The following is a 23398-nucleotide window of genomic DNA, read 5'->3' as shown; positions in this document are numbered from 1 at the left end:
TCCTTGCAGCGAGAGGAACTTGACTTCTTCTGGAGATTAATGGGAATGGTTGATTCCACTTTTCGGTGCAAAAACTTAAATTGTGGAATCATAGCTTGCGGTTGATTCCACTCTTCGGTGCAAAAGCTAAAATCGTGGAATCAAAGCATGAATTTGATTCTACTTTTCTGCACAATAACCAAATTTAAAGAGGGTACTCAAAATCAACAATCTATTCGAAAACAGTCTTAATCGTTATTATCACACTTAAACTCTAGTAAGTTTTTAAAGTGAAATCTAGGAAATACGGTCTATTTTAATATTTTTCAATAAATAATCTTTTAATTCTGACATCTTATGATATACTCAATGAAACCGGTTACATTTTATAGATTCAATTTTAGTAGTATAGGGGATGCATCAATGGTAAAGATGAACGATGTTGCAGAAAAAGCAAATGTTTCAAAGGCTACGGTTTCCAGAGTGCTCAGAAACCCGGAAACAGTGAAGAAGGATACGCGGGAGAAGGTTTTGGCAATTATTGAGCAGCTGAATTATCAGCCGAATATTTTGGCCCGTCATTTCAGAAGAAGTGAGACCAACACGATTCTGGTAGTTGTTCCAAATATCATGAACACTGTTTTTTCCCATATTCTCGGCGGAATTGAGCATGCTGCAGGAGAGAAAGGGTACCGGGTGCTGCTTGCAAACACAAATAAACAGGTAGAAAAAGAATATGAATACCTTGATCATTTAAAACAGCGTCAGGTGGATGGAATGATCTTGCTGTCTGCCAGAATGGACAAAGGTGTTTTAGGCGAAGTGATGAGACAGTACCCGGTCGTACTTACGGCGGACTACCTCGAAGGCATTGCCATTCCAACCGTTTCCATCGATAACGTGAGCAGCGCAAGAACCGCAACAGAGCATATCATAAAGCTTGGACACTCCAGGGTCGCTCATATCACAGGCCCGCTTCATCTGCTTTTGAGTCAGGACAGGCTGAAGGGCTATCGTCAAGCACTTTTGCAAAATGATTTGGCTGTTGACAACATCCTGATTCAGGAAGGCGATTTCTCCTATGAATCCGGCTATAACCAGATGACCAAGCTGCTGGCGCTGGAACATCCGCCGACTGCTGTGTTTTCTGCAAATGATGAAATGGCAACAGGCGTGATAAAGGCTGCGAAAGATTACGGACTCTCGGTTCCTGAGGATCTTGCAGTTGTAGGGTTTGATAATATTAAGCTTTCAGCTATTTATGATCCGGGTATAACCACAATTGCTCAGCCTATGTTTGAGATGGGCAAAAAATCGATGGAACTGCTGCTTGAGCAGATTAATGGAGTTGAAATGACAAAAAGGCAATATGTACTTGAGAACGAATTGATTATTCGTGAATCATGCGGTGCGAAACTACTTAAAAATAATTAATATTGTAATCGGTTTCATTATATGAAACTCAAATACTTATGAAATAAAGGCTTTGAAGGTGATGAAAAATGTAACCGATTACATTTAATAAATCCAGATTTATAGAAGAGGAGAGGCTGAAATGTCAAAACGCATACCTGTAGCCCTGCAAATGTATACCCTGCGCAATGAAGCAGAAAAAGATTTTATCGGAACGCTGAAAAAGGTTGCCAGCATCGGATATGAAGGCGTTGAATTCGCCGGATATGGCGGACTGGGAGCATCAGAGCTGAAAAAGGTGCTGGATGATTTCGGATTAAAGACAGCATCAAGCCATATTCCCCTATCAACATTGGAGATGGAATTGAGTTCTGTCATAGAATATCAGCACGCAATCGGAAATAAACACATTGTCTGTCCATTCCTCCCGGCAGAGCGGAGAAGTGAGCAGGATTACCGTGAGCTAATATCTATCCTTAATACTGTTGGCGAAACTTGTCATAAAGAAGGATTGTCATTTGCTTATCATAATCATGATTTTGAACTTCAGCCGTTGTCTGATGGCAAAAAGCCTCTGGAACTGCTGCTAGATGAAACAAATCATGATTGGGTAAAAGCGGAGCTTGATGTGTACTGGCTGACAAAAGCAGGAGAGGATCCGGTGAAGTGGCTGGAAAAATATCAGGGAAGAACCCCGCTTGTTCATTTAAAAGACATGACCACAGATGGAGATCAGTTTTTCGCGGAACTTGGAACAGGCGGTGTAAATCTTGAAGCAATCTTAAACACAGGGGAATCCTCCAAAGTGAATTGGTGGATTGTCGAGCAAGATCAAAGCAGACGTTCACCGCTTGAAAGCATTGAGATCAGTTTTCAATACCTCACCAAGAACTACATAACTGCGTAATCATCATTTATATGAAAAGAGGGAATAGCCGTGAAAAGAGGATTGTTGACGTTAAGTATTTCAGCAGCAATGTTGTTATCTGCATGCGGTTTAAATGGCGGAGGGGCGAAAGAATCGTCAGCTGATGAATCAAACTCCAAGGGAAAACAGACACTTGAGTTCTGGCAAATTGATCCGGGTGAGAAAGAAAAAGTGTACCAGGAAGCTGTGGAGCGGTTTGAGGAAAAACATCCCGATGTTGAGGTGGAAATGCTCCAGATTCCAAATGATGCTTACAAGCAGAAGCTTTCCGTTGCCATGTCCGGCGACAGTGCTCCGGACGTTTTTGTGAGCTGGGGAGGAGGATGGCTGAAGAATTTTGTGGACCAAGATAAGGTACTTGATATTACTTCTGAAACTGATAAAGATCATTTCAACAAACTGGCTCTGGATAATTCCACGTATGATGACAAAGTGTTCGGATTGCCTCTCGGCTTATCCATTGACGTTGTATTTTATAATAAAGAAATATTCAATGAGTACGGATTAACTCCTCCAAAAACATATGATGAGTGGCTGAAGATTATTGATACTCTTAATCAAAATGACATTATTCCAATTGCGCTTGCCAATAAAACTAAGTGGCCAGGTGCTTACTATTTAATGAACTTCGCCAGCCGTATTGGCGGTCCAGAGCTATTCGACAGTGCGTTCCGCCGGACTGGAAAAGGCTTTGACGATCAGGCGTATGTAAAAGCAGGGGAACTCATTCAGGAAATGGTAAAAATGAAAGCTTTTAACTCAGGATTTAATGGTGTTCCTTATGATGAAGGTCAAGGGCGCCAGCTCATGTATTCAGGCAAGGCTGCAATGACCGATATGACCATTTCATTTGTGAACAATATGAAAGAAGAAGCTCCTGAATTTGAAAGTAAGCTCGATTTCTTTGTATTCCCGACAGTGGATGGAGGAAATGGCGATCAAACCCACCTTGGCGCATCAGCGAGTCCGGTATGGTCTGTTGCAAAAAACAGCAATAACCAGGAGCTTGCAATCGAGCTTGCCAAGGAACTGAGCAGTACGGAAACTGCCCAGCAGTATGTAGACCGCACAGGCTCGTTAACAGCTGTGGACAATGTTGTTCCAAAAGATCAATTCACTAAACGTTTTTATGATGTGGTAAAAAATGCGACTCACCTTCAGATGCCATATGATCAGACACTTCCTCCGGAGCTTGCAGAGCTGCATAAAGATACTACCCAAGCTGTGTTCGGTCTTGATATGACACCGGAAGAAGCGGCAAAAAAGATGGAGCAAAAAGCCAAGGAAGATTTGAAGAAAGAGTAATTGGAACTGTATCAAAGGGGCTATGCCCCTTTGTTCCTTGCATTTGAAATACGACTAGGAGGGATGACGTGGAAACGCAATTAAAAGGAATACGAACGAGCAAGACGGCAGTTCAGCCTGCTGTGAGACCAAAGAGGAAATCACTGAACAAATTTGTAACGATCAGTCTGTTTCTAGCCCCTGCCATTATCATTTATATCATTTATGTGCTGTACCCCATTTTCTCCACCCTGCTCTACAGCTTTTACGAGTGGGATGGTGTTGGTGCCGGCACATATGTTGGACTGCAAAACTATGCCAATCTATTAAATGACAGCATTTTTTGGACATCGCTGACGAATAATACTTGGGTTGTGCTTACTTCAGTTTTTGTCCAGATTCCTCTGGGACTGATTATGGCTCTAATGCTCCTTGCACCAATCAGGGGCATCAGGCTGTTCAGCGGTGTTTACTTTTTTCCATTTTTAATCTCCACTGTAGCAGTTGGACTATTATGGATGCTCATGCTCGATCCTTTGAACGGCATCATCAACCAGCTTGTAGGCTTGTTCGGATTTGCAAATGTGGAATGGCTGAGCGAGTCGCATACAGCCATGTTTGCGGTTTTGCTTGTTATCGTCTGGCAGTTTTCACCGTTTTATATGATTCTGTTTAAAGCAGCAATTGTTGGAATTCCAGAAGAGCTTTATGAAGCTGCTGAAATTGATGGCGCTAATGCCTTCACGAAGTTTTTCCGTATCACATTTCCGCTGTTAATGCCTACGATTGTCAGTTCATCCATCCTTGCGATTGTCGGATCTCTTAAGGCGTTTGATATTTTCTATGTAATGACGGGCGGCGGACCAAACCATGGAACTGAACTGCTGGGAACCTACATGTTTAAGCAGGCATTTATAAACTTTAACATGGGATATGCGAGTGCCATTGCGTTTGTTATGTTTTTCCTTGCAATGATCGTAACGGTCATCATTCAGGCGCTAGACTTTTATCGGAAAAAGAAAGGAGCCTATGCATGAATTTAGCGATAAAGAAGATTCCTCTGTACTTGATTGCCATTGTTCTGCTTGTTTTTACAGGTTTTCCTTTTCTTTATATGATTTCAACAAGTTTAAAGAGCAGAACAGAGTTCTTTGAACAGCCTTATTCTCTTTTTTCTTCCTTTACTCTTGAAAACTTTAAGAGTGTATTTGAAATGGGACTGTCCCGCTATTTTTTTAACAGCATACTTGTATCGGTTGTGGCTGTATTTGCCGTAATGCTCATCGCTGCATTGGCGAGTTATCCATTAAGCAGGATGAAGTTTAAGTTCAATCGTGTCGTGTTTCTTCTTTTTATTGCAGGGATGATGCTTCCGATCCATGCAACTTTAATTCCTGTTTTCAAGCTTTCACAAAGTATGGGGATGTACGATACAATCTGGGCATTGCTCGGGCCGTATATTGCCTTCAGTCTTCCGATTTCAATCTTTATTCTGACTCAATTCATGCAAGAGATTCCAGTGTCGCTTGAGGAAGCGGCAAAAATTGACGGCTGTAATCATTTCGGTATTTTCTGGCGTGTCATTCTGCCGATGCTGACACCTGCGTTAATGACCGTTTTAATTTATAACTTTATTCATTTATGGAATGAATTCATATTTGCTCTTGTTTTGATTTCAAGTCCGGAAAATATGACCTTGCCGCTTGGTTTGCAGGATTTTAAAGGGGAATTTTCAGTCAATATTCCGGGGCTGATGGCCGCACTTACACTTGCAAGTCTGCCGATCCTTGTCATTTATATTTTTTCGCAGGAAAAAGTGGTGAAAGGATTGGCCGGGGGAGCTGTAAAAGAGTAATAGACAGGAGAGGAAGAACATGAAAAAACTGAACGTTGGACTGATTGGCTGTGGTGTCATCAGTGATATTTATTTAAATAACTGCAGTCGTTTTGAGCATGTAACCATTATTGCGGTTGCTGATTTAGATCGCGGCAGAGCAGAAGAGAAGGCAAAGGAGCATGGCATTCCTTTTGTTCTTTCAGCAGATGAATTAATCAGCCATGAAGACGTTGATATTGTGCTTAATTTAACACCTCCTGGCGGACATTATGCATTGTGTCTTCAGGCCTTAAATGCCGGGAAGCATGTCTATGTGGAAAAACCGCTCAGCGTTTCTGTCCAAGAAGGGAAAGAACTGGTGGATGCGGCAAAAAAGAACGGACTGATGATTGGTGCAGCACCAGACACATTCCTTGGAGCAGGATTGCAGACATGCCGGGCACTCATTGAGAATGGCGCAATCGGCCAGCCGGTAGCAGCTGCGGCTTTTATGCTTAAGAGCGGACCTGAGCAATGGCATCCGAATCCAGCATTTTTTTACCAGACCGGAGGCGGTCCCATGTATGACATGGGTCCTTACTACTTAACTGCATTTATCTCTCTTATGGGCTCTGTTAAACGGGTTACCGCTTCTGCAGGCATCCCCTTTTTAGAGCGGACAATCATGACGGGAGAGGATGCAGGCAAGAAAATACCTGTTCAGACACCAACCCATATTTCCGGAAATGTGGAGTTCGAAAGCGGAGCGATCGGCACCATCATCACAAGCTTTGATGTGCAGTCCACACAAACTCCGTTTCTTGAAATCTACGGAACGGAAGGTACAATTTCTGTTCCCGATCCAAACACGTTTGCCGGACCGGTAAAGCTAAACCGCAAAGGAACGGATCAGTGGGTAGAGCAGGAGCTGGTAACGGATGAAGTTGAGAACCTCCGCGGCCTGGGGATTGCAGATATGGCAGATGCGATCTTGAATAATCGGCAGCATCGTGCCTCGGGCGATCTTGCTTTTCATGTCCTTGAAATCATGCATGGATTTCATGAGTCGGCATCCCTTGGCAAGCATTACGAGATGCAAAGTTCTTACAGCTTTCCTGCAGGTGTGAACACATTCATATCTGAAGGGAAATAGACAGAGACAATTTAGTGATAGAAAAGCGGCCCGCATGAGAATTATGCGGGCCTTTTTTGACCTGAATAGCCTGCTCCGCTTTTCTCTATTCCCTTTCCCCGCTTAAAAGTATTATAATTAGGTTCATCATTTACTTGAGAAGCGGGGGTCCATCTCTATGATCCTGGAAAAGATTCAGACGATTACTAACATTAACGATATTACTGATATGGTCAGCACGTACTTGAAAAAACCGGTCGTCATTGAAAATGATCAATTCTCTTTGCTTTCATACAGCTCATATTACATAGACCATTTCGATCAAGCCAATCAGCAGACTATTTTTACAAAGCACTGGCCGATCCCCATCCTTGAGAAATTCATGGATGAAGGCATTGTGGATCAGCTTAAAACAATTCCTCATCCCTTTAGGGTAAAACAGATAAAAGAAATCGGTTTAAATCAGCGGGTTGTAGTAAGCGCCATCTACAAAGATCAGGTATTCGGCTATATATGGGTTCAGGAAACAAAGCGGGTGACCGAGAAGGAACTGAATTTCCTTCATGAAGTATCCCATCATATAGGAAAGCTTTTATATCAAAAAAATCAGATAAACATAAGAGAAAATGAAGAAAAAAACGAGTTTTATAAAAAAATTATCGGAGAAGTCTTTCAAACGGAGAATCAAGTTAAATGGGAAGCGGCAAATCACAGTATTCTCATCCCGGAAACGTTTATCGTCAATATTTTCACTGTGTCTCAAAGTGAAGAAGAACAGCTGGATGACCTGACTGAAACGGTTCGTTTATTTGCGAACGCATTGAATCATTTTGCGCATGTGTTTACAGATCAGCTGAAAGTGATCGTCATTATCGGGAGCAATGCAAAAGTTGCAGACCAGCTCGCAGCAAGTGCTTCAGAGCTGACATCAACCGTCCTTTCGCAATTAAACAGCCAGAAAATTTATGCCGGGATCGGCAATGCTTATTCGTCCATTTTGCAGTTGAGAAAATCGTACTTTGAAGCACTGGAAGTCATTAATGCAGCTAAATTTGTCGGCTCTCCTGAAAAACTTCCCTTCACATACAGCAAACTTGGGATATTCCGCTATCTCGAAACCATTTCAAAGCATCACAGTATAACCGGCTATAATAATAAAAGCCTTCAAATATTGAAGAAGAAGGATGAAGAAAGCCAGACAAAACTGATTCATACACTTGAGATTTATTTGTTCAACAACTGTAAAATCAAGCCGACAGCCGAGCAGCTGTATGTTCATACAAACACGCTCAAATACAGGATTAATCAAATCAATGAGCTCACATCCGTTGATTTTGATGATTTTCATACAAGGATTCAATTATATATTGATCTTCAGCTGATGAAGAAAGAAATTTAATAAAAATATTGCAAAAGGAGGGTGTCTGTTGGTTTACACAATTTCCCTATTTCTGCTGGCAGGGCTCGCAGAAATTGGCGGAGGATATTTAATTTGGCTTTGGCTCCGGGAAGGCAAGCCGGCTTATTGGGGTGTTTTTGGCGGAATCTCTTTAGCTATATATGGATTGATTGCAGCTATGCAGACTTTCCCTTCCTTTGGGAGGGTCTATGCGGCTTACGGCGGTATATTTATTATTCTTTCCGTACTGTGGGGATGGGGAGTGGACCGGAAAACGCCTGATGTTTATGATTGGACGGGCGCAGTAATCTGTTTGGCCGGAGTTTCGGTAATGCTGTTTGCTCCCAGGCATTAGAATACAGCAAAAATGTCTATCCCAAACGGAATAGACATTTTTGCTGTTTTTATTTAATTTTCGCATCAATATCAGAAGTATCGACTGATTGGCCAAACCACTCTGTCAGCTTTTCCTTCGCCTGATTTTTAATATCGTCGTCAATATACATCGCTACCTGCAGAAGGGCTAGACCAAGTGCACCCAAATCGTCCGTGTAGCCGACTCCGGCTGCAAGGTCCGGGATTAGATCGAGCGGCAATATGAAATAGCCTAATGCCCCGATAATGATGGCTTTTGTTTTCTTCGGCACTTCAGGTTTTTGCAGCGTAAAATACAAAAGCAATACGGCATAGACTACAGATGAGCCCGCTTTTTTTCCGAATTTCTTTAATTTATCCCAGAATTTTGTTTCTGAATAATGCTTTTCAGCTTCTTGTAATTCTTGAAGGGTGTCCTGTTCCTGTTTTAAAGACATGTATTCACATCCGTTTCGATTGGAGTATACCATTATTTTACTACATTCCGGGCACATCATGTTAGCACTTCTCTGTTTATTAGAAGCTGTTAGAGGAAATATAACAGTAAGAATCTGATTCAGGAGGCGCTGTATGTTTTTTCATCCTATGGATATTTTGGTCTTTGCAGCCTTTGGCCTTGCGCTTTGGGCTCAGGCTAAAGTGAAAAGCAATTTTAATAAATGGTCAAAAGTTCAGGCTTCTTCAGGGTTAACCGGAATGGAGGTTGCCAGGAGAATTCTTGATCATCACGGTCTTCATCATGTACCCGTTGAACCTGTAAGAGGCACACTTTCAGATCATTATGATCCGACTAAGAAAACAGTCAGACTGTCTGAGCCTGTATACGGCGGGCAGTCCATTGCGGCTATTTCAGTTGCAGCTCATGAAGTGGGCCATGCTGTTCAGCATAAAGAGGCGTATGGTGCATTAACGCTCAGGCATAAAATGTTCCCTGTTGTCAGTATTTCTTCCGGCATTGCTCCGTTTTTGCTGATTGGTGGATTTTTGCTCGGTTCGCTGAATCTGATCGGGGTCGGAATCCTCTTCTTTTCCGCAGCAGTTGGCTTTCAGCTTGTCACACTTCCTGTTGAATTTAATGCAAGCAGAAGAGCGAAGGACTTTATGATTGCAGAAGGCATCATCCGCAATGAAGAAGAACGAGGAGTGAACAAAGTGCTCGGAGCCGCTGCGCTGACATATGTAGCAGCTGCTTTAATTTCGCTGTTTGAATTGCTGAAATTCATTATGATCTTTGCAGGTAACAGAGAATAAAGGAAAACCGGACTCGCATGATAAAGAGTCCGGTTTTTTAGCGGAGAATTCTCTCTAAATACTTTAAGCCGTTCTCTGTTATCCTTGTGCCTCCGCGTCCCTTGCGTTTCAAAATCATTCCTTTTTCCTCGAGGTCATCTAAACGCCTTCTCACCTGCTGCGGAGACAATGGCAGCGGAGTGCTTCGTTCTTTTGTTTTTTCTGAAATATAGTCCCTGCTTGCAGCTTTTCCTGAATCATTGCATTCTTTTACAATCTGCAGGATGGTGTCATGTTCTGATTGTTCAAGCATGTTTTGATGTGGCGGTTCTGTCTCCAGAGCTGCTGAAAAAGAATGAGGGAGATCTTTTAATGAAAGGATGGCCCCTTCACAAACCGTAATCATATAATCCACTGCATTTTTAAGCTCTCTGATGTTTCCGTTCCATTCAGCTGCCGTCAGCTTTTCCATCAGAATAGGATCGACCTTCAGCCATTTTCCATTCTTCGTAATAAAGTGGTGAATCAGCAGAGGAATATCTTCTTTTCTCTGATTTAAAGAAGGAATGGAAAGATTCAGCACGTTTAAACGATGAAACAAATCATTTCTGAATGTTTGAGTTTTCATTTGTTCCTCAATTCTTTTATTTGTTGCTGAAATAATCCTTACGTTGATCGGAATAATTTTGGTTCCACCGATTCTTCTAATTTCCTTTTCCTGAAGAACCCTAAGCAGCCTGGACTGCATGGAGAGACTGATATCCCCAATTTCATCAAGGAAAATGGTGCCGTTATCTGCAAGTTCAAACAATCCCTTCTTTCCGCCGCGCTGTGCTCCGGTAAAAGTTCCCTCTTCATATCCGAAAAGTTCACTTTCAAGCAGGCTTTCTGACAGGGCACTGCAATTCACCGGCAAAAATGGGCCGTTCTTTCTCATGGAATGCTGGTGGATCGCATGGGCAAATAATTCTTTGCCGGTTCCTGATTCTCCCTGAATTAAAATCGGGTGTTCAGATAATGCAAGCTTCTTTGCAATTTGTTTAAGCTCTTTCATTTTTAAATTTTCACAAATGATGTCATCAAAGCTGTATTTAGCATAAAAACCTTTATCCTTTAGCTTTCGCTGTGCTGTTTTTTCAATTTCAAAGGCTTGGCGCACACTTTTAAAAACAGCAACAGTTGTTTGTTCTCCTGTCATTGAGTGGCGGAATACGACGACATCCACCCCGTTAATGGTGAATAAATGACTTTCTTCCGATCCTTGCATAATAAATTCCACCACTTCTTTCTCAAAATTGGCAGTCTGGATGGGGAAATTGATTATTTCTGATGATTTAACTTGAAAAAGCGCTTCAAGTTTTTCATTAAAAACGGTAATCTCATTTCTTTCATTCATGGCTAAAATGCCATCGTCCACAGTGTTAACTACATTCTGAATGTGCTGATAGACCTCTTTTGTCTGCTTTTCGGCAAGCATCAGTTTCTGCTGAAGCTCGATGATGCTGCGGATGTATCTTTCAGAGATCTGCAGGGTGGCATTTTCAGGCAGGCTGCAGTAATCAGCTATTTTCAGGATAGTGGTCATATCAAAGAGACGGACGCCAATATCCAATATTAGCGGAACATATGAAGGGACAAGCTCGGTTTCACCGGGTGAAACCGCAGCATCTATATTTTCTTGATAAGAGTGACTTTTCTTAAATGGAATAAAGCGGACGTGGTTAATTCCCAGCTGATAAAGGGATTGAATCAGCTCCATAGTAACATTGTATTCATCATTTACCACAAGCACGTTTGAACCCGCCGGAAGGTTCAGCATCTTGTCCAAGTATTCGTGATGAACAGTCCTCTGGCCGGTTATTAGTATTTTTGCATCTATATTCTTTAAATGACTTAGTTCTTCTTTCAGGGATTCTGAGGAATAGAGAATAATGTCTGCCTTAAGGTCAGCCGGAAGACCATCATCGGCAGCATAGCTCTTAATGGAAAGATAATCTCCCAATAGCTGATTGAGTTGGGTATGAAGCGTTTTCTTTGTTTTTATACCGCCTGTCAGGAGAATAATGGAAGGTTTCATTTTCTCACTCCTTTTGGTTCTATTGGTTATATAATATCATAAAAACAAACCAATTTAGACCAAAAAGACAATGATTATTAGAAATTTTAGATAATAATACTTTATGCAATATGATGAATATTAGAGTTGGGTCAATTTTATTTTTGGACTATACTTACTAAAGGACAAGCTGTGAGGTGGACGACATGATAAATGTTGTCCGTTCCTTTCCGCTCCAGGAACTTGCTTTCCGCGGGGAGCATGGGAGCCTCCTCGGCTTTGCCTGTGGGGTCTCCCATTTTGCTCTATATCCCGCAGGAGTCAAGTTCCTTCCGCTGCAATCCACTCATGTTTTTATCATTTAGTCTAATAGCAACAATAATTACGAAAAGAGCCTAAAATAAAAAAGCCCCTCTCATTTCATGTTGGCACAAAAATTGCATTATATACTTGCAAATGACAATTTCCGAGAGGAGAGGCATTTCCAAGGGAGATGTCGTTTGCCATCTAAATAAAACATGAAAAAGGGGAGAAGAACTTATGGCTCAAGCTGAATTAGCTTATCAACCAAAGGGGAAGGAAAAGAAAGAACGCAAGATTAATGTATTTGCCCTTTTACTGGGTGTATTGGTTGTTGCAACACTATTAACTTACGTATTGCCTGCAGGAGATTATGCAAGGGTAGAGGTAGACGGAAGAACGGAAATTGATCCGGATACGTTTCAGTCCGCTGAACAAACACCGGTCAGCCCGTTTGGAATGGTAAAAGCACTCCATACCGGGATGGTAGAAGCTGCAAACATTATCTTCTTTGTTTTGATCATCGGCGGATTTTTTGGAGTGTTAACGGCAACGGGTACGATTAACCTGTTGATTACTACGCTCGCTAAGAGGCTTGCAACACGTGAAAAACTTTTGATTCCTGCGATGATGCTGTTTTTTGCCATCGGGGGATCTCTTATGGGGATGGCAGAGGAAACACTTGCTTATATTCCATTACTGATTCCGCTTGCGCTCGCATTGGGATTTGATGTGCTGACCGGAACAGCGATCGTCATTCTTGGGGCTGCGGCAGGTTTTACAACAGCTGTTATGAACCCATTTACAGTCGGGGTGGCACAGGGTATTGCTGAGCTTCCGATGTTCTCCGGCATGGGGTACAGGCTTGTATTATTCGTTATTGTTTATGCAGTATCGGTTATTTTTGTTTACCGTCATGCAATGAAAGTGAAGAAAGATCCATCAAAGGGCTTTTTCGGAAAATACAGTAAAGAAGAAGCGGATGTCCTGTTGAATTCAAATGAAAAATTAGAGACAAAACATAAATTGATTTTAGGCGCCTTTTTGCTGAATTACGTAGTTCTTGCATTTGGAGTCATAAAGTTTCAATGGTATATCACTGAGATTGCTGCTCTTTTTATCGTATTAACGATTGTCATCGGAATCATCGGCAGACTTTCTGCAGATCAAATTGCGAAATCATTCGTAGAAGGTTCTTCCCTATTAATTGGCGGAGCACTCATTATCGGGGTATCGAGAGCGACGCTGGTCGTGTTAAATGAAGGGCATATTATTGATCCTATGCTTTACGGAGTTTCCGATGCGCTTAAGAATATTCCTGCTTTTTGGAGTGTCATCGGAATGTACAATTTCCAGGCTATTATCCATTTTATCCTTGCTTCAGGAAGCGGACATGCGATGCTTACAATGCCAATCATGACGCCTCTTGCAGATTTGCTTGATATTACTCGTCAAACAGCTGTCCTATCCTTCTCATTTGCAGATGGAATCGGAAACATCATCTTCCCGACAGCAGGTACACTAATGGCAGGTCTTGCTATCGCTGGTATACCTTGGACGAAGTGGGCTAAATGGGTGCTGCCGCTTGTTTTCATTCAATATCTCATCGGGCTTGCAGCAGTTGTTCTTGCTCACTTGATGAATTACGGGCCGTTTTAAAAGACTGGTCATCATAGATAAACACAGGAGGTCAAACATTGCTTACTCTTATAAAAAATACAGAAGTATACGCGCCTCATTATTTAGGCAAAAAGGACGTGCTCCTTACGGCAGATAAAATCGGCTATATCAAAGACCGCATTAATTTGGATGCGGCATCACTTGATGTGCTGGTGATCGACGGAACAGGCAAGCTTTTAGTGCCCGGTTTTATTGATGCTCATGTTCACCTGATTGGCGGCGGCGGGGAAGGCGGATTTAAAACACGCACCCCTGAGCTGAATTTGACGGATGCTACGACTGCCGGGATTACTACCGTTATAGGAGTACTCGGAACGGACGGAACAACAAGAAGAATTGAGAGTCTGCTTGCAAAAGCACATGCACTTGATGAAGAAGGCATCACATCTTATCTTCACACAGGGTCTTACCAGATTCCGGTGAAAACGCTGACCGGTAAAATTGAAGAGGATCTGATTTTTATTGAAAAGATCATCGGTGTTGGAGAGATTGCGATATCTGATCACCGTTCATCTGAACCGACGATTGAAGAGCTGGCCAAAATTGCAGCTGCCGCCAGAAATGGCGGTTTGATTACTGGGAAAGCCGGCGTGCTTGAAATTCATGTCGGCGACAGTGACCGCAAACTTGATCTGTTATTTGAAATTGCAGAAAAAACGGACATCCCTATCCATCACTTCCACCCGACCCATATTAACCGAAACGCAAATCTGTTTGAAGAGGGAATCAAATATGCGGAACTTGGCGGTTATGTAGATATGACCACAAGCACCATTCCTCAATTTCTAGAGGAGGGCGAAGTGAAGTGCAGCAGAGGCTTGCGCCTGATGCTTGAAAGAGGTATTCCAGTTACACAAATTACGTTTTCATCTGATGGTCAGGCAAGCCTTCCATATTTTAATTCAGACGGTGATTTTGCCGGGCTTCAAGTTGGGAAAGTATCTTCCCTTTTTGAAGAGGTCCGTTCATCTGTTCTTGATGAGGGAGTTTCTCTCGAGACAGCTCTTCAAGTCATTACATCGAATCCAGCCCGCATATTAAAGCTGAAGAAAAAAGGGGAAATTCGTGCAGGCAACGATGCAGATCTCGTTTTGCTTGATAAAGAAACACTCGACATTGACACAGTTCTGGCAAAGGGAAAAGTAATGGTTGAAGGAGGCATCGCAACTATTAAGGGAACTTTTGAAGCATAAATGGATGTCAGTCTGCTTTAACAGAAGAATATCTAATTTTAGGGGGAATTGGAGTGAAGAAACCATTCAGTATGCTTGCAGCAGCCTGTCTGCTTGCATCAAGTTTCAGCATGTCTGCTGCAGCAGCAGGCAGCAAGGAAGAAATTAAAGGCAGTCTTGTTATTGCAGGAGGGTCTTTGGGGAGCAGCAATCAAGCAGTCTATGAATCTTTTATTGACCGTGCAGGCGGAAAGGATAATGCCAGAATCGGGATTATTCCTGCTGCGAGCGGAAAGCTGAAATCTTCAAATGAGTTTAAAGCAGACCTCGTTAAATACGGGGTGAGAGCCGAAAATGTAGATATTCTTCCAATCTCAAATCATGATTTCAGTGATACTGATTTTGATGAGAGCAAGTGGAAAAACAACGTAAACGAAAAAGAGATTATCAATCAGATTGCAGACCTTTCAGCAGTCTGGTTCGTCGGCGGAGATCAGCTGAAAATTACGGACACTCTTTTTGATGAAAAAGGAAAAAATACCAAAGCACTAGATGCGATCTGGGACATCTACAGGGATGGGGCTGTTCTTGGCGGGACAAGCGCCGGAGCTGCGATCATGAGTGACGTCATGATTACAGGAGGCGACAGCCTTGGAGGGTTAAAAGGTGAATTCACAGAGGCGGATAAAGCACCTGCGAACAAAGAATATGCACCTGTTTACATTGAAAAAGGGCTGGGTTTTTTCCGATACGGCATTGTGGATCAGCACTTTGATGAAAGAGCAAGACTGGGCCGGCTTGCAGCAGCAGCTGTGAAATATGAAAAGCAAAAAGAGAAGTTTCATTCATATGGGATTGATGAAGATACAGCCTTAATCGTTGACAATAAGGAGAAAACAGCGGAAATTGCAGGCCGAGGCGGTGTCACAGTTGTAGATGCCAGCAAGGCAAAACCAGCAAGCAAGAAACTGCACCCAGTCAATAACGTCTCCATCAGCTTCTTATCTCCTGGGGACAAAATTGACTTGAAGACTAAAGCTTTTACGGTGAATCCGGACAAAGATGAAACAAAAGGCTACGAGTATTATTCGTTTAAACCGCTTGAAGCGACTGGAGTCCTTACTTCTTACGGAAGACTCAAACCATATCTTTCTTACTCGCTGATTGATAACTCATCGACCGAATCAGTAAAAAGCTATTTATATGACAGTAAAGGAAAGGGCTTTGCCTTAACGTTCAGTAAAACAGATAAAACGAATGGTTATTGGGGATATCAGGATGGCCAAAAAGATGACTATTCAATCACAAACGTAAAAATGGATGTTACACCGGTTTCTATTGAGTTCAAAAAAGATGATAAGGCATTCAAAGACTATAAACCTTCTAATTTCGAAATTCATGAAGAAACCGATCGCGGCCAAATTAAAGGAAACCTTGTAATCGCAGGCGGTGCTCTTGGATCAACAAACGAAGCAGTATATAAAGCTTTTATTGACCTTGCTGAAGGGAAAACAGACGCGAAATTTGGGATTGTTCCGGCAGCGAGCGGGTCGTTGAAATCATCCGATGCGTTTAAAAATGATCTTGTAAAATACGGAGTTAAAGAAGAAAATATTCAGATTCTGCCGATTTCAACGACAAACTACAAAGATACTCCTGAAAACGATGCAGCAGAGTGGGAAAAGAATAAAAACAGTGAAGAAGCAGCTGGAAGCATTAAAGAGCTTGATGCCATCTGGTTTGTAGGGGGCGATCAGACGAAAATTACAAAAGCGCTGTTTAATACTGACCAATCTGAATCGAAAGCATTAACAGCCATCTGGGACATCTATAAAAAAGGAGCTGTTCTAGGCGGCACAAGTGCCGGTGCAGCGATTATGAGCGATGTTATGCTTGCAGGCGGCGGCAGTCTTGATACTCTTTCAAAAGGCTTTACTGACACATATGACGGCATGCAGCAGCAAGAAGGCGGACCAGGCTATCTTGAACGCGGACTTGGTTTCTTCCAATACGGCATCATCGACCAGCACTTTGACAACAAAGCCCGCCTTGGCAGATTGATTGCGACAGCTTATGAAAAAGGAGAAAGTAATCAGCTTTCTTATGGAATCGATGAAGATACAGCCATGGTCGTCCGCAATGAAGAAAGGAAAATTGAAGTAGTCGGCCGTGCAGGAGTGACAGTGATTGATTTATCTAAAGTAAAAACAAATCCGAAAGTACAGAATGAATTTAAGAACATTCTTCTTTCAACTATTGCAGCGGGTGACTCCGTTGATCTTCAAACAAACCAATTCGACATCAGCGAACACAAAGTCAGTACAGCTGGCTATGAGTACGGAGATTACAAAGCAGCACCGCATTCAGGCGTTCTGACTGCTCACGGAACATTAAGCAAGTTCCTCTCTTATAACCTGGTAGATAACAACGGTGAGAAAGAAGTAATGAGCTATGCTTTTGACCAGGGAAAGGGTGTCAAACTTACATTCAGAAAAACCGAAGAAACAGACGGATTCTGGGGATATAAAGATGGCGGAAAAGATGATTATTCAGTAGTTAACGCTGTTCTTGATATTACTCCAGTGTCTGTAAAAGTGAAGTAAGAACGGGGAACCAAGCCGAATGCGGTTTGGTTCTTTTTTTAAGGAGGCTAACAAGTTTTAATCAGGAATTGGAGGTGGCGAGGTGGACGGTTTCCCGCGAGTTAGAGACCACTTTTCTATAGTTGGAGGAAGATTTGAGCGAGTTCTGCGATATTCAGCAGATTATGTAATTTGTATATTGATTATTCCGAACTTTTCAATATCCATTGTCCAATGTAACCAATTCCTATATACTTCTAACTATTATTAAAATTTTTATATTCTTGTATAATTTCAGTTAAGATGGTCTGATCGTTTCTACCTGGCAGCCGCTAAAATGCCAGACTACAAGAAGGTATGAACAACTAAGATGAGAAGATGTGAATTGTGTGATATGCTAATCTTTGATTATCCTGTGAGGCTAATCTATGAAAATCGTATTGTACAGTGATTCCGCATTCAGGCTCTTATTTTTTCATCCCTTCTGTCTTGCGGCTGAAGGTGTGAAAGGATAAGAGCTTTTTGATGATTATAAAAGAATGAATGCCAGCTGATGTTGCATTCTTAACAGCCAGAGGAGAGAGACAGATGGAATTGGTAAAAGGAACAGCGCTATTATTACTAGTACTTGGGTTATTTTCATTATTCAGCTACAAAGCTCCAAAGGGCATGAAAGCGATGGGGGCGCTCGCAAACGCAGCCGTTGCTGCTTTTCTTGTTGAAGCCTTTCAGCGATATGTTGGAGGAGATCTTCTGAAGGTTGAATTTCTCGGAGAAGTTGGGGATGCCGCAGGAAGCATGGGGGGGGTAGCAGCTGCTGCTCTTGTGGCGCTCGCACTAGGTGTGTCCCCGGTTTATGCCCTGATGCTTGGCGTATCGTGTGCCGGACTGGGTTTGCTTCCTGGCTTTTTTGCAGGCTATCTTGTTGCTTTCCTGGTAAAACTGATTGAGAAGAAAACGCCTGCCGGTCTTGATTTGCTTGTGACGATTATCGTCGCGGCACCACTTGTGAGATTAATAGGAAACGCTCTAACTCCAGTAGTGGATGCTACTCTTTTGAACATTGGCGGTATTATTACTGAAACAGCCAACAGCAACCCGATTCTAATGGGAATTATCCTTGGCGGAGTGATTACAGTTGTAGCTACAGCGCCATTAAGCTCCATGGCTCTAACAGCTATGCTTGGTTTAACTGGATTGCCTATGGCGATTGGCGCCCTGGCCGTATTCGGTTCTTCCTTCATGAACTATGTTCTCTTCAGCCGTCTGAAATTTGGCGACAGACGAACAACGATTGCCGTAGCGATTGAGCCTCTGACTCAAGCAGACATTATTACGGCAAATCCGATTCCGGTGTATGTGACGAACTTTTTCGGCGGAGCTGCAGCAGGTGTAGTCGTTGCCTTATTCGGACTTGTAAACAACGCAACAGGAACGGCAACTCCAATCGCAGGTTTAGCTGTCATGTATGGATTTAATGACCCATTAACCGTTACGATAACAGCTGCGCTCTGTGCTCTTGCCGGTGGAGTTTTCGGCCTGCTTGGATCGATTTTGTTTAAAAATTATAAGATCAAAACAGTTTCTGATATTCGTAAAAGCAGCGATCTTAAAGAGGCAGCATAACGGAAAAAGCTCCTGGGGACATCTTTCCTCAGAAGCTTTTTTTTGCTTCAATATGAAGCTTTTTCATTCTATATTGCAGGCTCTGGCGGCTTAATCCTGCTTCTTCTGCCGCTTTTGAAATGTTATATCCGTTCTTTTTCAGCAAGGCATTAATATAGTTAGCTTCTGAACGGTCCAAGTGTTCTTTCAGCTTCAGGGACTCACTTGTTTCTTCATAAACCTGCACTTGAGAAGAATCAGTTGTCCGCGCCTTTGATTTTGAGCGGAAATGCAGAGGCAGATGGTTAAGGCGGATCGTTTCCTCATCTGCAATGAAATTCATCGCTCCTTCAATTATGTGCTGAAGCTCCCGCACGTTGCCCGGCCATTCGTAAGAAAGAAGATTATCCATGACCTCCTGATCAACACGCTGAACATCCATTTGAAAAAGCTCATTATATTTTCGGATGAATTGCCTGATAAGAAGAGGGATATCTTCCGTTCTGTCTCTCAGCGGAGGAACAAAAACAGTCACGACACTCAGACGGTAGTATAGATCCTTTCTCATGTGTTCATTCGTTATCGCTTCAATCGGATCTTCATTAATTGTCGCTATGATTCTTACATCAATTGGCGTATCTTTCGTATCGCCAATCCGCCGGATCGTTCTCTCCTGCAAAGCCCTCAGAAGCTTGGACTGCAGATGGGGATTCAAAGAGTTAATTTCATCAAGCAGCAGCGTGCCTCCCTCTGCTTGTTCAAACAAACCGGGATGATCAATCGCTCCTGAAAAAGCTCCTTTTTTGGTGCCGAACAATAAACTCTCAATCAGGCTGTCCGGCAGTGCGGCACAGTTCTGAGAGATAAAAGGAGCTGCTGAACGGCTGCTTCCGTTATGGATGCTTTGTGCAAAAAGCTCTTTTCCTGTACCGGTTTCCCCGACAATCAGGACAGATGACGCTGTGCGTGTCGCACGCTTGGCACTTTCAATGACTTCTTTTATAGCAGGACCTTCCCCAATAATACTTTCAAAGGTATAACGTGTACCTCCCTTTCTTTTAATATTGTCCTTTATCAGCCTCTCGATCTTAGTAATATCTTTTGCAATTTCAACAGCGCCGATGATTTCATCGCCATCCCGGATTGGAAAAGTGTTGTTGACGGTCGTGATTTCTTTTCCTTTGTTGTTGAAATAAGTTTGTTTAATATTCTTCGTTTCGGTGCCGTTTTGAAGAGCCTGCACGAGCGTGCTGTCTCCGTCTTTAGAAAACATGAAAACGTCCAGGAGATTTTTGTTCATGACATCCCTGCTGTCCATTGATTCAATTTGCATCATCTTTTTATTGTAGAGGATGGTATGTCCTTTTTTATCGATCACATGAAGACCCACATCAATTTCATCAATGATGGATTCCATAAACAAATACAGATTTTCTTTTTTTAGATTCATAGTTGACCCCCTTTATCGTGCTTTTCTTCCATTCTATCCTCTCATATGTATTGCAGGCAAAATAATTTTGCGTTTTAGATGCAAAAAAATTCGGCACTGCCATATTATTTTGCACTTAAACCCTTTCACTTCTGTAATAATAGGTTGGCACGGAACTTGCATTCTATCTTAATTGAAGAATCAAACTTAGGAGGAATGGCCATGACCGTCACATACAAGCATGAACCGTTTACAGATTTTAGTAAAAATGAAAACATTCAGGCAATAAAAGAAGCACTGGAATTCGTGAACTCTCATCTGAATAAGGAGTATCCGCTTATCATCGGGGGAGAACGGATCACCACATCAGAAAAAATAACGTCTGTTAATCCGGCCAACAAATCAGAAGTGGTTGGAGTCGTTTCCAAAGCGACAAAGGAATTAGCCGAAAAAGCCATGGAGCAGGCGCTGGAAGCTTTTGAAACATGGAAACTTAGAAAACCCGAAGCGCGTGCAGCCATCCTGATACGTGCAGCAGCCATTCTTCGCCGCAGAAAGCATGAATTTTCAGCTTATCTCATAAAAGAAGCTGGAAAGCCATGGAGTGAAGCAGATGCAGATACGGCAGAAGCCATTGATTTTCTTGAGTATTATGCACGCCAAATGCTGAAGCTGAAGGACGGTGTTCCTGTGCAGAGCAGAGAAGGAGAGCGGAACTCGTTCAGCTATATTCCTCTTGGAGCTGGAATCGTTATTTCTCCTTTTAACTTTCCGCTTGCCATAATGGCGGGAACGGCAGCAGCGGCTATTGTTGCGGGAAAAACGATTCTTTTAAAACCTGCTAATTCAACGCCTGTTGTGGCAGCGAAATTTGCGGAGCTCCTTTTAGAAGCTGGACTTCCAGCGGGTGTACTGAATTACATTCCGGGAAGCGGTGCTGAAGTAGGGGACTACTTGGTTGATCACCCGAAAACACGATTTATTTCGTTTACAGGTTCTCGTGAAGTCGGCTGCAGAATTTATGAACGTGCGGCGAAAGTTCACAGCGGACAAAAATGGCTGAAGCGGGTCATCGCTGAAATGGGCGGAAAAGATACTGTTGCCGTTGATAAAGACGCGGATTTGGACTTGGCTGCATCAGCCATTGTTGCCTCTGCTTTTGGCTTTTCAGGGCAGAAGTGTTCGGCAGGATCTCGTGCGGTTGTTCATCAGGATGTATATGATGAAGTTCTTGAAAAGGCAGTAGCACTTACAAAAGAGCTGAAAGTCGGAAATCCTGAGGATGCGGACTCTTATATGGGGCCGGTTATCGATCAGAGTGCATTCAAAAAGATTATGAGTTATATAGAAATCGGCAAAGAAGAAGGCAGACTTATGACAGGAGGGGAGGGAGACGATTCAGACGGCTTCTTCATCCAGCCTACTATTTTTGCAGATATATGCGAAAAAGACCGCCTTATGCAGGAAGAGATTTTTGGACCGGTCGTAGCCTTCTGCAAGGCAAAGGATTTTAATCACATTCTTGAGATTGCCAACAACACAGATTATGGATTAACAGGTGCGCTCATCTCAAACAACCGCGATCACATTGAACGTGCCAAAGAAGAGTTTCACGTTGGAAACTTATATTTTAACAGAGGCTGTACAGGAGCCATTGTCGGCTATCAGCCGTTTGGAGGATTTAATATGTCAGGCACAGATTCTAAAGCCGGCGGACCTGACTATTTGCTGCTTCACATGCAGGCAAAAACAACTTCAGAGACATTTTAAGGAGGAACACATATGACAACTTTGACAAAATCTCAAGAACTCATTCAGCAAACATCCCAATATGGTGCAAACAATTATCACCCGCTTCCAATTGTGATTTCGGAGGCTGAAGGCGTTTGGGTGAGAGACCCTGAAGGCAACAAGTATATGGATATGCTTAGTTCCTATTCAGCTGTCAATCAGGGGCACAGACATCCGAAAATCATTCAGGCGCTAAAGGATCAGGCAGATAAAATTACGCTTACATCACGCGCATTTCATAACGATCAACTTGGACCATTCTACGAGGCTGTTGCTGCATTAACAGAAAAAGAAATGGTGCTCCCGATGAACACGGGAGCAGAAGCGGTGGAAACAGCTATCAAAGCTGCACGAAGATGGGCTTATGATGTGAAGGGCGTTGCTGAAAACAGCGCTGAAATCATTGCGTGCATCGGAAACTTTCACGGCCGCACCATGTCAGCTGTGTCGCTTTCCTCAGAAGAAGAATACAAGCGCGGTTTTGGTCCGATGCTCCCTGGAATTAAGCTGATTCCTTATGGTGATCTGGCAGCATTGGAAGCAGCCATTACACCAAGTACAGCAGCCTTTTTAATCGAGCCGATCCAGGGAGAAGCAGGAATCGTCATTCCTCCTCAGGGATTCCTGAAGAAGGCAGCTCAAGTGTGCAAAGAGAACAACGTCATTTTTATTGCTGACGAAATACAGTCAGGGCTCGGCAGATCAGGAAAAACATTTGCCTGTGACTGGGAAGATGTAAAGCCTGATATGTACATTTTAGGCAAAGCTCTTGGAGGCGGTGTTTTCCCAATTTCCTGCGTTGCTGCAAACAAGGACATTCTAGGTGTATTCAACCCAGGGTCACACGGTTCAACATTCGGAGGCAATCCTCTTGCATGTGCTGTTTCTGTTGCAGCCCTTCAGGTTCTGGAAGAAGAAAAACTTTCTGAGCGTTCGCTTAAGCTAGGTGCTTATTTTAAAGAAAAGCTTGCAGAAATTAAGAATCCTCTAATCAAAGAAGTGCGTGGAAGAGGCTTGTTTATTGGGGTGGAGCTTACAGTACCAGCCCGTCCTTACTGCGAAAAACTGAAAGATGAAGGGCTGCTGTGCAAAGAAACACATGAAACAGTGATTCGCTTTGCACCGCCGCTTGTGATTTCAGAAAAAGATCTTAAGTGGGCAATCGAAAAAATCACGCGCGTGTTATCAGAATAAAAAAATAAATACTATTCATATCAATGGGGTGGA

At 42.7% G+C, this 23398-nt stretch carries 18 protein-coding genes and 1 riboswitch; of the genes, 15 read left to right on the top strand and 3 right to left on the bottom strand.

Annotation, left to right across the window (positions count from 1 at the left end; all coding sequences use genetic code 11):
* Positions 1 to 402 precede the first annotated feature (402 nt).
* The 8 genes from ABEQ24_RS11905 to ABEQ24_RS11870 all read left to right on the top strand — a co-directional run bounded on the left by ABEQ24_RS11905 (position 403) and on the right by ABEQ24_RS11870 (position 8306).
* Complete coding sequence (locus tag ABEQ24_RS11905) at positions 403 to 1413, top strand: LacI family DNA-binding transcriptional regulator (protein WP_430007007.1); 1011 nt, start codon at positions 403 to 405, stop codon at positions 1411 to 1413.
* Positions 1414 to 1534: 121 nt separating this feature from the next.
* Positions 1535 to 2299 (top strand): sugar phosphate isomerase/epimerase family protein, encoded by a 765-nt coding sequence (locus ABEQ24_RS11900; protein WP_430007006.1) that lies wholly within the window; start codon positions 1535 to 1537, stop codon positions 2297 to 2299.
* A 30-nt stretch (positions 2300 to 2329) separates the two neighbouring features.
* Positions 2330 to 3625 (top strand): ABC transporter substrate-binding protein, encoded by a 1296-nt coding sequence (locus tag ABEQ24_RS11895; RefSeq protein WP_430007005.1) that lies wholly within the window; start codon positions 2330 to 2332, stop codon positions 3623 to 3625.
* Positions 3626 to 3693: 68 nt separating this feature from the next.
* The gene (locus ABEQ24_RS11890) at positions 3694 to 4641 is read left to right on the top strand and encodes a carbohydrate ABC transporter permease (RefSeq protein ID WP_430007004.1); all 948 of its coding nucleotides are present in this window, start codon (positions 3694 to 3696) and stop codon (positions 4639 to 4641) included.
* A complete protein-coding gene (locus tag ABEQ24_RS11885) occupies positions 4638 to 5459 on the top strand; it encodes a carbohydrate ABC transporter permease (protein ID WP_430007003.1) in 822 nt (273 codons plus the stop codon). Before ABEQ24_RS11890 ends, ABEQ24_RS11885 begins: the two co-directional genes overlap by 4 nt.
* A 19-nt stretch (positions 5460 to 5478) precedes the next feature.
* Positions 5479 to 6573 (top strand): Gfo/Idh/MocA family protein, encoded by a 1095-nt coding sequence (locus ABEQ24_RS11880; protein ID WP_430007002.1) that lies wholly within the window; start codon positions 5479 to 5481, stop codon positions 6571 to 6573.
* A 157-nt stretch (positions 6574 to 6730) separates the two neighbouring features.
* The gene (locus ABEQ24_RS11875; RefSeq protein ID WP_430007001.1) at positions 6731 to 7951 is read left to right on the top strand and encodes a PucR family transcriptional regulator; all 1221 of its coding nucleotides are present in this window, start codon (positions 6731 to 6733) and stop codon (positions 7949 to 7951) included.
* A 28-nt stretch (positions 7952 to 7979) separates the two neighbouring features.
* Positions 7980 to 8306, top strand: coding sequence for a YnfA family protein (locus ABEQ24_RS11870; protein WP_430007000.1), 327 nt, complete (start codon positions 7980 to 7982; stop codon positions 8304 to 8306).
* Between the two features lie 49 nt (positions 8307 to 8355).
* Here the strand turns inward: ABEQ24_RS11870 and ABEQ24_RS11865 are convergent, their stop codons facing one another.
* Positions 8356 to 8763: a YkvA family protein gene (locus ABEQ24_RS11865; RefSeq protein ID WP_309190535.1), complete on the bottom strand. Its 408-nt coding sequence runs from the start codon at positions 8761 to 8763 to the stop codon at positions 8356 to 8358.
* A 133-nt stretch (positions 8764 to 8896) separates the two neighbouring features.
* Here ABEQ24_RS11865 and ABEQ24_RS11860 point away from each other — a divergent pair, with 133 nt between their 5' ends.
* Entirely contained in the window at positions 8897 to 9577 is a 681-nt protein-coding gene (locus tag ABEQ24_RS11860; RefSeq protein WP_430006999.1) for a zinc metallopeptidase, read from the top strand.
* A gap of 37 nt (positions 9578 to 9614) precedes the next feature.
* On the opposite strand, the gene ABEQ24_RS11855 is transcribed toward ABEQ24_RS11860, so the two are convergent.
* Positions 9615 to 11633, bottom strand: coding sequence for a sigma 54-interacting transcriptional regulator (locus ABEQ24_RS11855; RefSeq protein ID WP_430006998.1), 2019 nt, complete (start codon positions 11631 to 11633; stop codon positions 9615 to 9617).
* 519 nt (positions 11634 to 12152) lie between these two features.
* On the opposite strand from ABEQ24_RS11855, the gene ABEQ24_RS11850 reads away from it, so the two are divergent.
* The 4 genes from ABEQ24_RS11850 to ABEQ24_RS11835 all read left to right on the top strand — a co-directional run bounded on the left by ABEQ24_RS11850 (position 12153) and on the right by ABEQ24_RS11835 (position 18972).
* Positions 12153 to 13571 carry a YfcC family protein gene (locus tag ABEQ24_RS11850; RefSeq protein ID WP_430006997.1) on the top strand — a complete coding sequence of 473 codons (1419 nt, stop codon included), beginning with the start codon at positions 12153 to 12155 and terminating at the stop codon, positions 13569 to 13571.
* 38 nt (positions 13572 to 13609) lie between these two features.
* A complete protein-coding gene (gene iadA, locus ABEQ24_RS11845) occupies positions 13610 to 14785 on the top strand; it encodes a beta-aspartyl-peptidase (protein WP_430006996.1) in 1176 nt (391 codons plus the stop codon).
* A 53-nt stretch (positions 14786 to 14838) separates the two neighbouring features.
* Positions 14839 to 17367 carry a cyanophycinase gene (locus ABEQ24_RS11840; RefSeq protein ID WP_430006995.1) on the top strand — a complete coding sequence of 843 codons (2529 nt, stop codon included), beginning with the start codon at positions 14839 to 14841 and terminating at the stop codon, positions 17365 to 17367.
* Between the two features lie 243 nt (positions 17368 to 17610).
* Positions 17611 to 17714: riboswitch (purine riboswitch) on the top strand.
* 220 nt (positions 17715 to 17934) lie between these two features.
* Positions 17935 to 18972, top strand: a complete 1038-nt coding sequence (locus tag ABEQ24_RS11835) for a PTS sugar transporter subunit IIC (protein ID WP_430006994.1) — start codon at positions 17935 to 17937, stop codon at positions 18970 to 18972.
* A gap of 28 nt (positions 18973 to 19000) precedes the next feature.
* Here ABEQ24_RS11835 and ABEQ24_RS11830 read toward each other — a convergent pair whose 3' ends face one another.
* Positions 19001 to 20401, bottom strand: a complete 1401-nt coding sequence (locus tag ABEQ24_RS11830) for a sigma-54 interaction domain-containing protein (protein WP_430006993.1) — start codon at positions 20399 to 20401, stop codon at positions 19001 to 19003.
* A 201-nt stretch (positions 20402 to 20602) separates the two neighbouring features.
* On the opposite strand from ABEQ24_RS11830, the gene pruA reads away from it, so the two are divergent.
* Together pruA and ABEQ24_RS11820 are read left to right on the top strand one after the other, a co-directional pair.
* Complete coding sequence (pruA, locus tag ABEQ24_RS11825) at positions 20603 to 22150, top strand: L-glutamate gamma-semialdehyde dehydrogenase (protein WP_430006992.1); 1548 nt, start codon at positions 20603 to 20605, stop codon at positions 22148 to 22150.
* A 12-nt stretch (positions 22151 to 22162) separates the two neighbouring features.
* Positions 22163 to 23365 carry an ornithine--oxo-acid transaminase gene (locus ABEQ24_RS11820; protein ID WP_430006991.1) on the top strand — a complete coding sequence of 401 codons (1203 nt, stop codon included), beginning with the start codon at positions 22163 to 22165 and terminating at the stop codon, positions 23363 to 23365.
* The last annotated feature ends 33 nt before the right edge of the window (positions 23366 to 23398 follow it).

The sequence above is a fragment of the Metabacillus idriensis genome (genome assembly GCF_050483325.1).
GTDB lineage: Bacteria > Bacillota > Bacilli > Bacillales > Bacillaceae > Bacillus_P > Bacillus_P idriensis_A.
The sequence above is the reverse complement of the archived record's forward strand: the minus strand, read 5'-3'. Positions and strand labels throughout refer to the sequence as shown.

Coding starts and splice junctions, on each gene's coding strand:
- ABEQ24_RS11900 (WP_430007006.1), top strand. CDS start 1,535: ATGTCAAAACGCATACCTGTAGCCCTGCAAATGTATACCCTGCGCAAT.
- ABEQ24_RS11830 (WP_430006993.1), bottom strand. CDS start 20,401: ATGAATCTAAAAAAAGAAAATCTGTATTTGTTTATGGAATCCATCATT.
- ABEQ24_RS11880 (WP_430007002.1), top strand. CDS start 5,479: ATGAAAAAACTGAACGTTGGACTGATTGGCTGTGGTGTCATCAGTGAT.
- ABEQ24_RS11865 (WP_309190535.1), bottom strand. CDS start 8,763: ATGTCTTTAAAACAGGAACAGGACACCCTTCAAGAATTACAAGAAGCT.
- ABEQ24_RS11860 (WP_430006999.1), top strand. CDS start 8,897: ATGTTTTTTCATCCTATGGATATTTTGGTCTTTGCAGCCTTTGGCCTT.
- ABEQ24_RS11850 (WP_430006997.1), top strand. CDS start 12,153: ATGGCTCAAGCTGAATTAGCTTATCAACCAAAGGGGAAGGAAAAGAAA.
- ABEQ24_RS11835 (WP_430006994.1), top strand. CDS start 17,935: ATGGAATTGGTAAAAGGAACAGCGCTATTATTACTAGTACTTGGGTTA.
- ABEQ24_RS11855 (WP_430006998.1), bottom strand. CDS start 11,633: ATGAAACCTTCCATTATTCTCCTGACAGGCGGTATAAAAACAAAGAAA.
- ABEQ24_RS11905 (WP_430007007.1), top strand. CDS start 403: ATGGTAAAGATGAACGATGTTGCAGAAAAAGCAAATGTTTCAAAGGCT.
- ABEQ24_RS11875 (WP_430007001.1), top strand. CDS start 6,731: ATGATCCTGGAAAAGATTCAGACGATTACTAACATTAACGATATTACT.
- pruA (WP_430006992.1), top strand. CDS start 20,603: ATGACCGTCACATACAAGCATGAACCGTTTACAGATTTTAGTAAAAAT.
- ABEQ24_RS11885 (WP_430007003.1), top strand. CDS start 4,638: ATGAATTTAGCGATAAAGAAGATTCCTCTGTACTTGATTGCCATTGTT.
- ABEQ24_RS11820 (WP_430006991.1), top strand. CDS start 22,163: ATGACAACTTTGACAAAATCTCAAGAACTCATTCAGCAAACATCCCAA.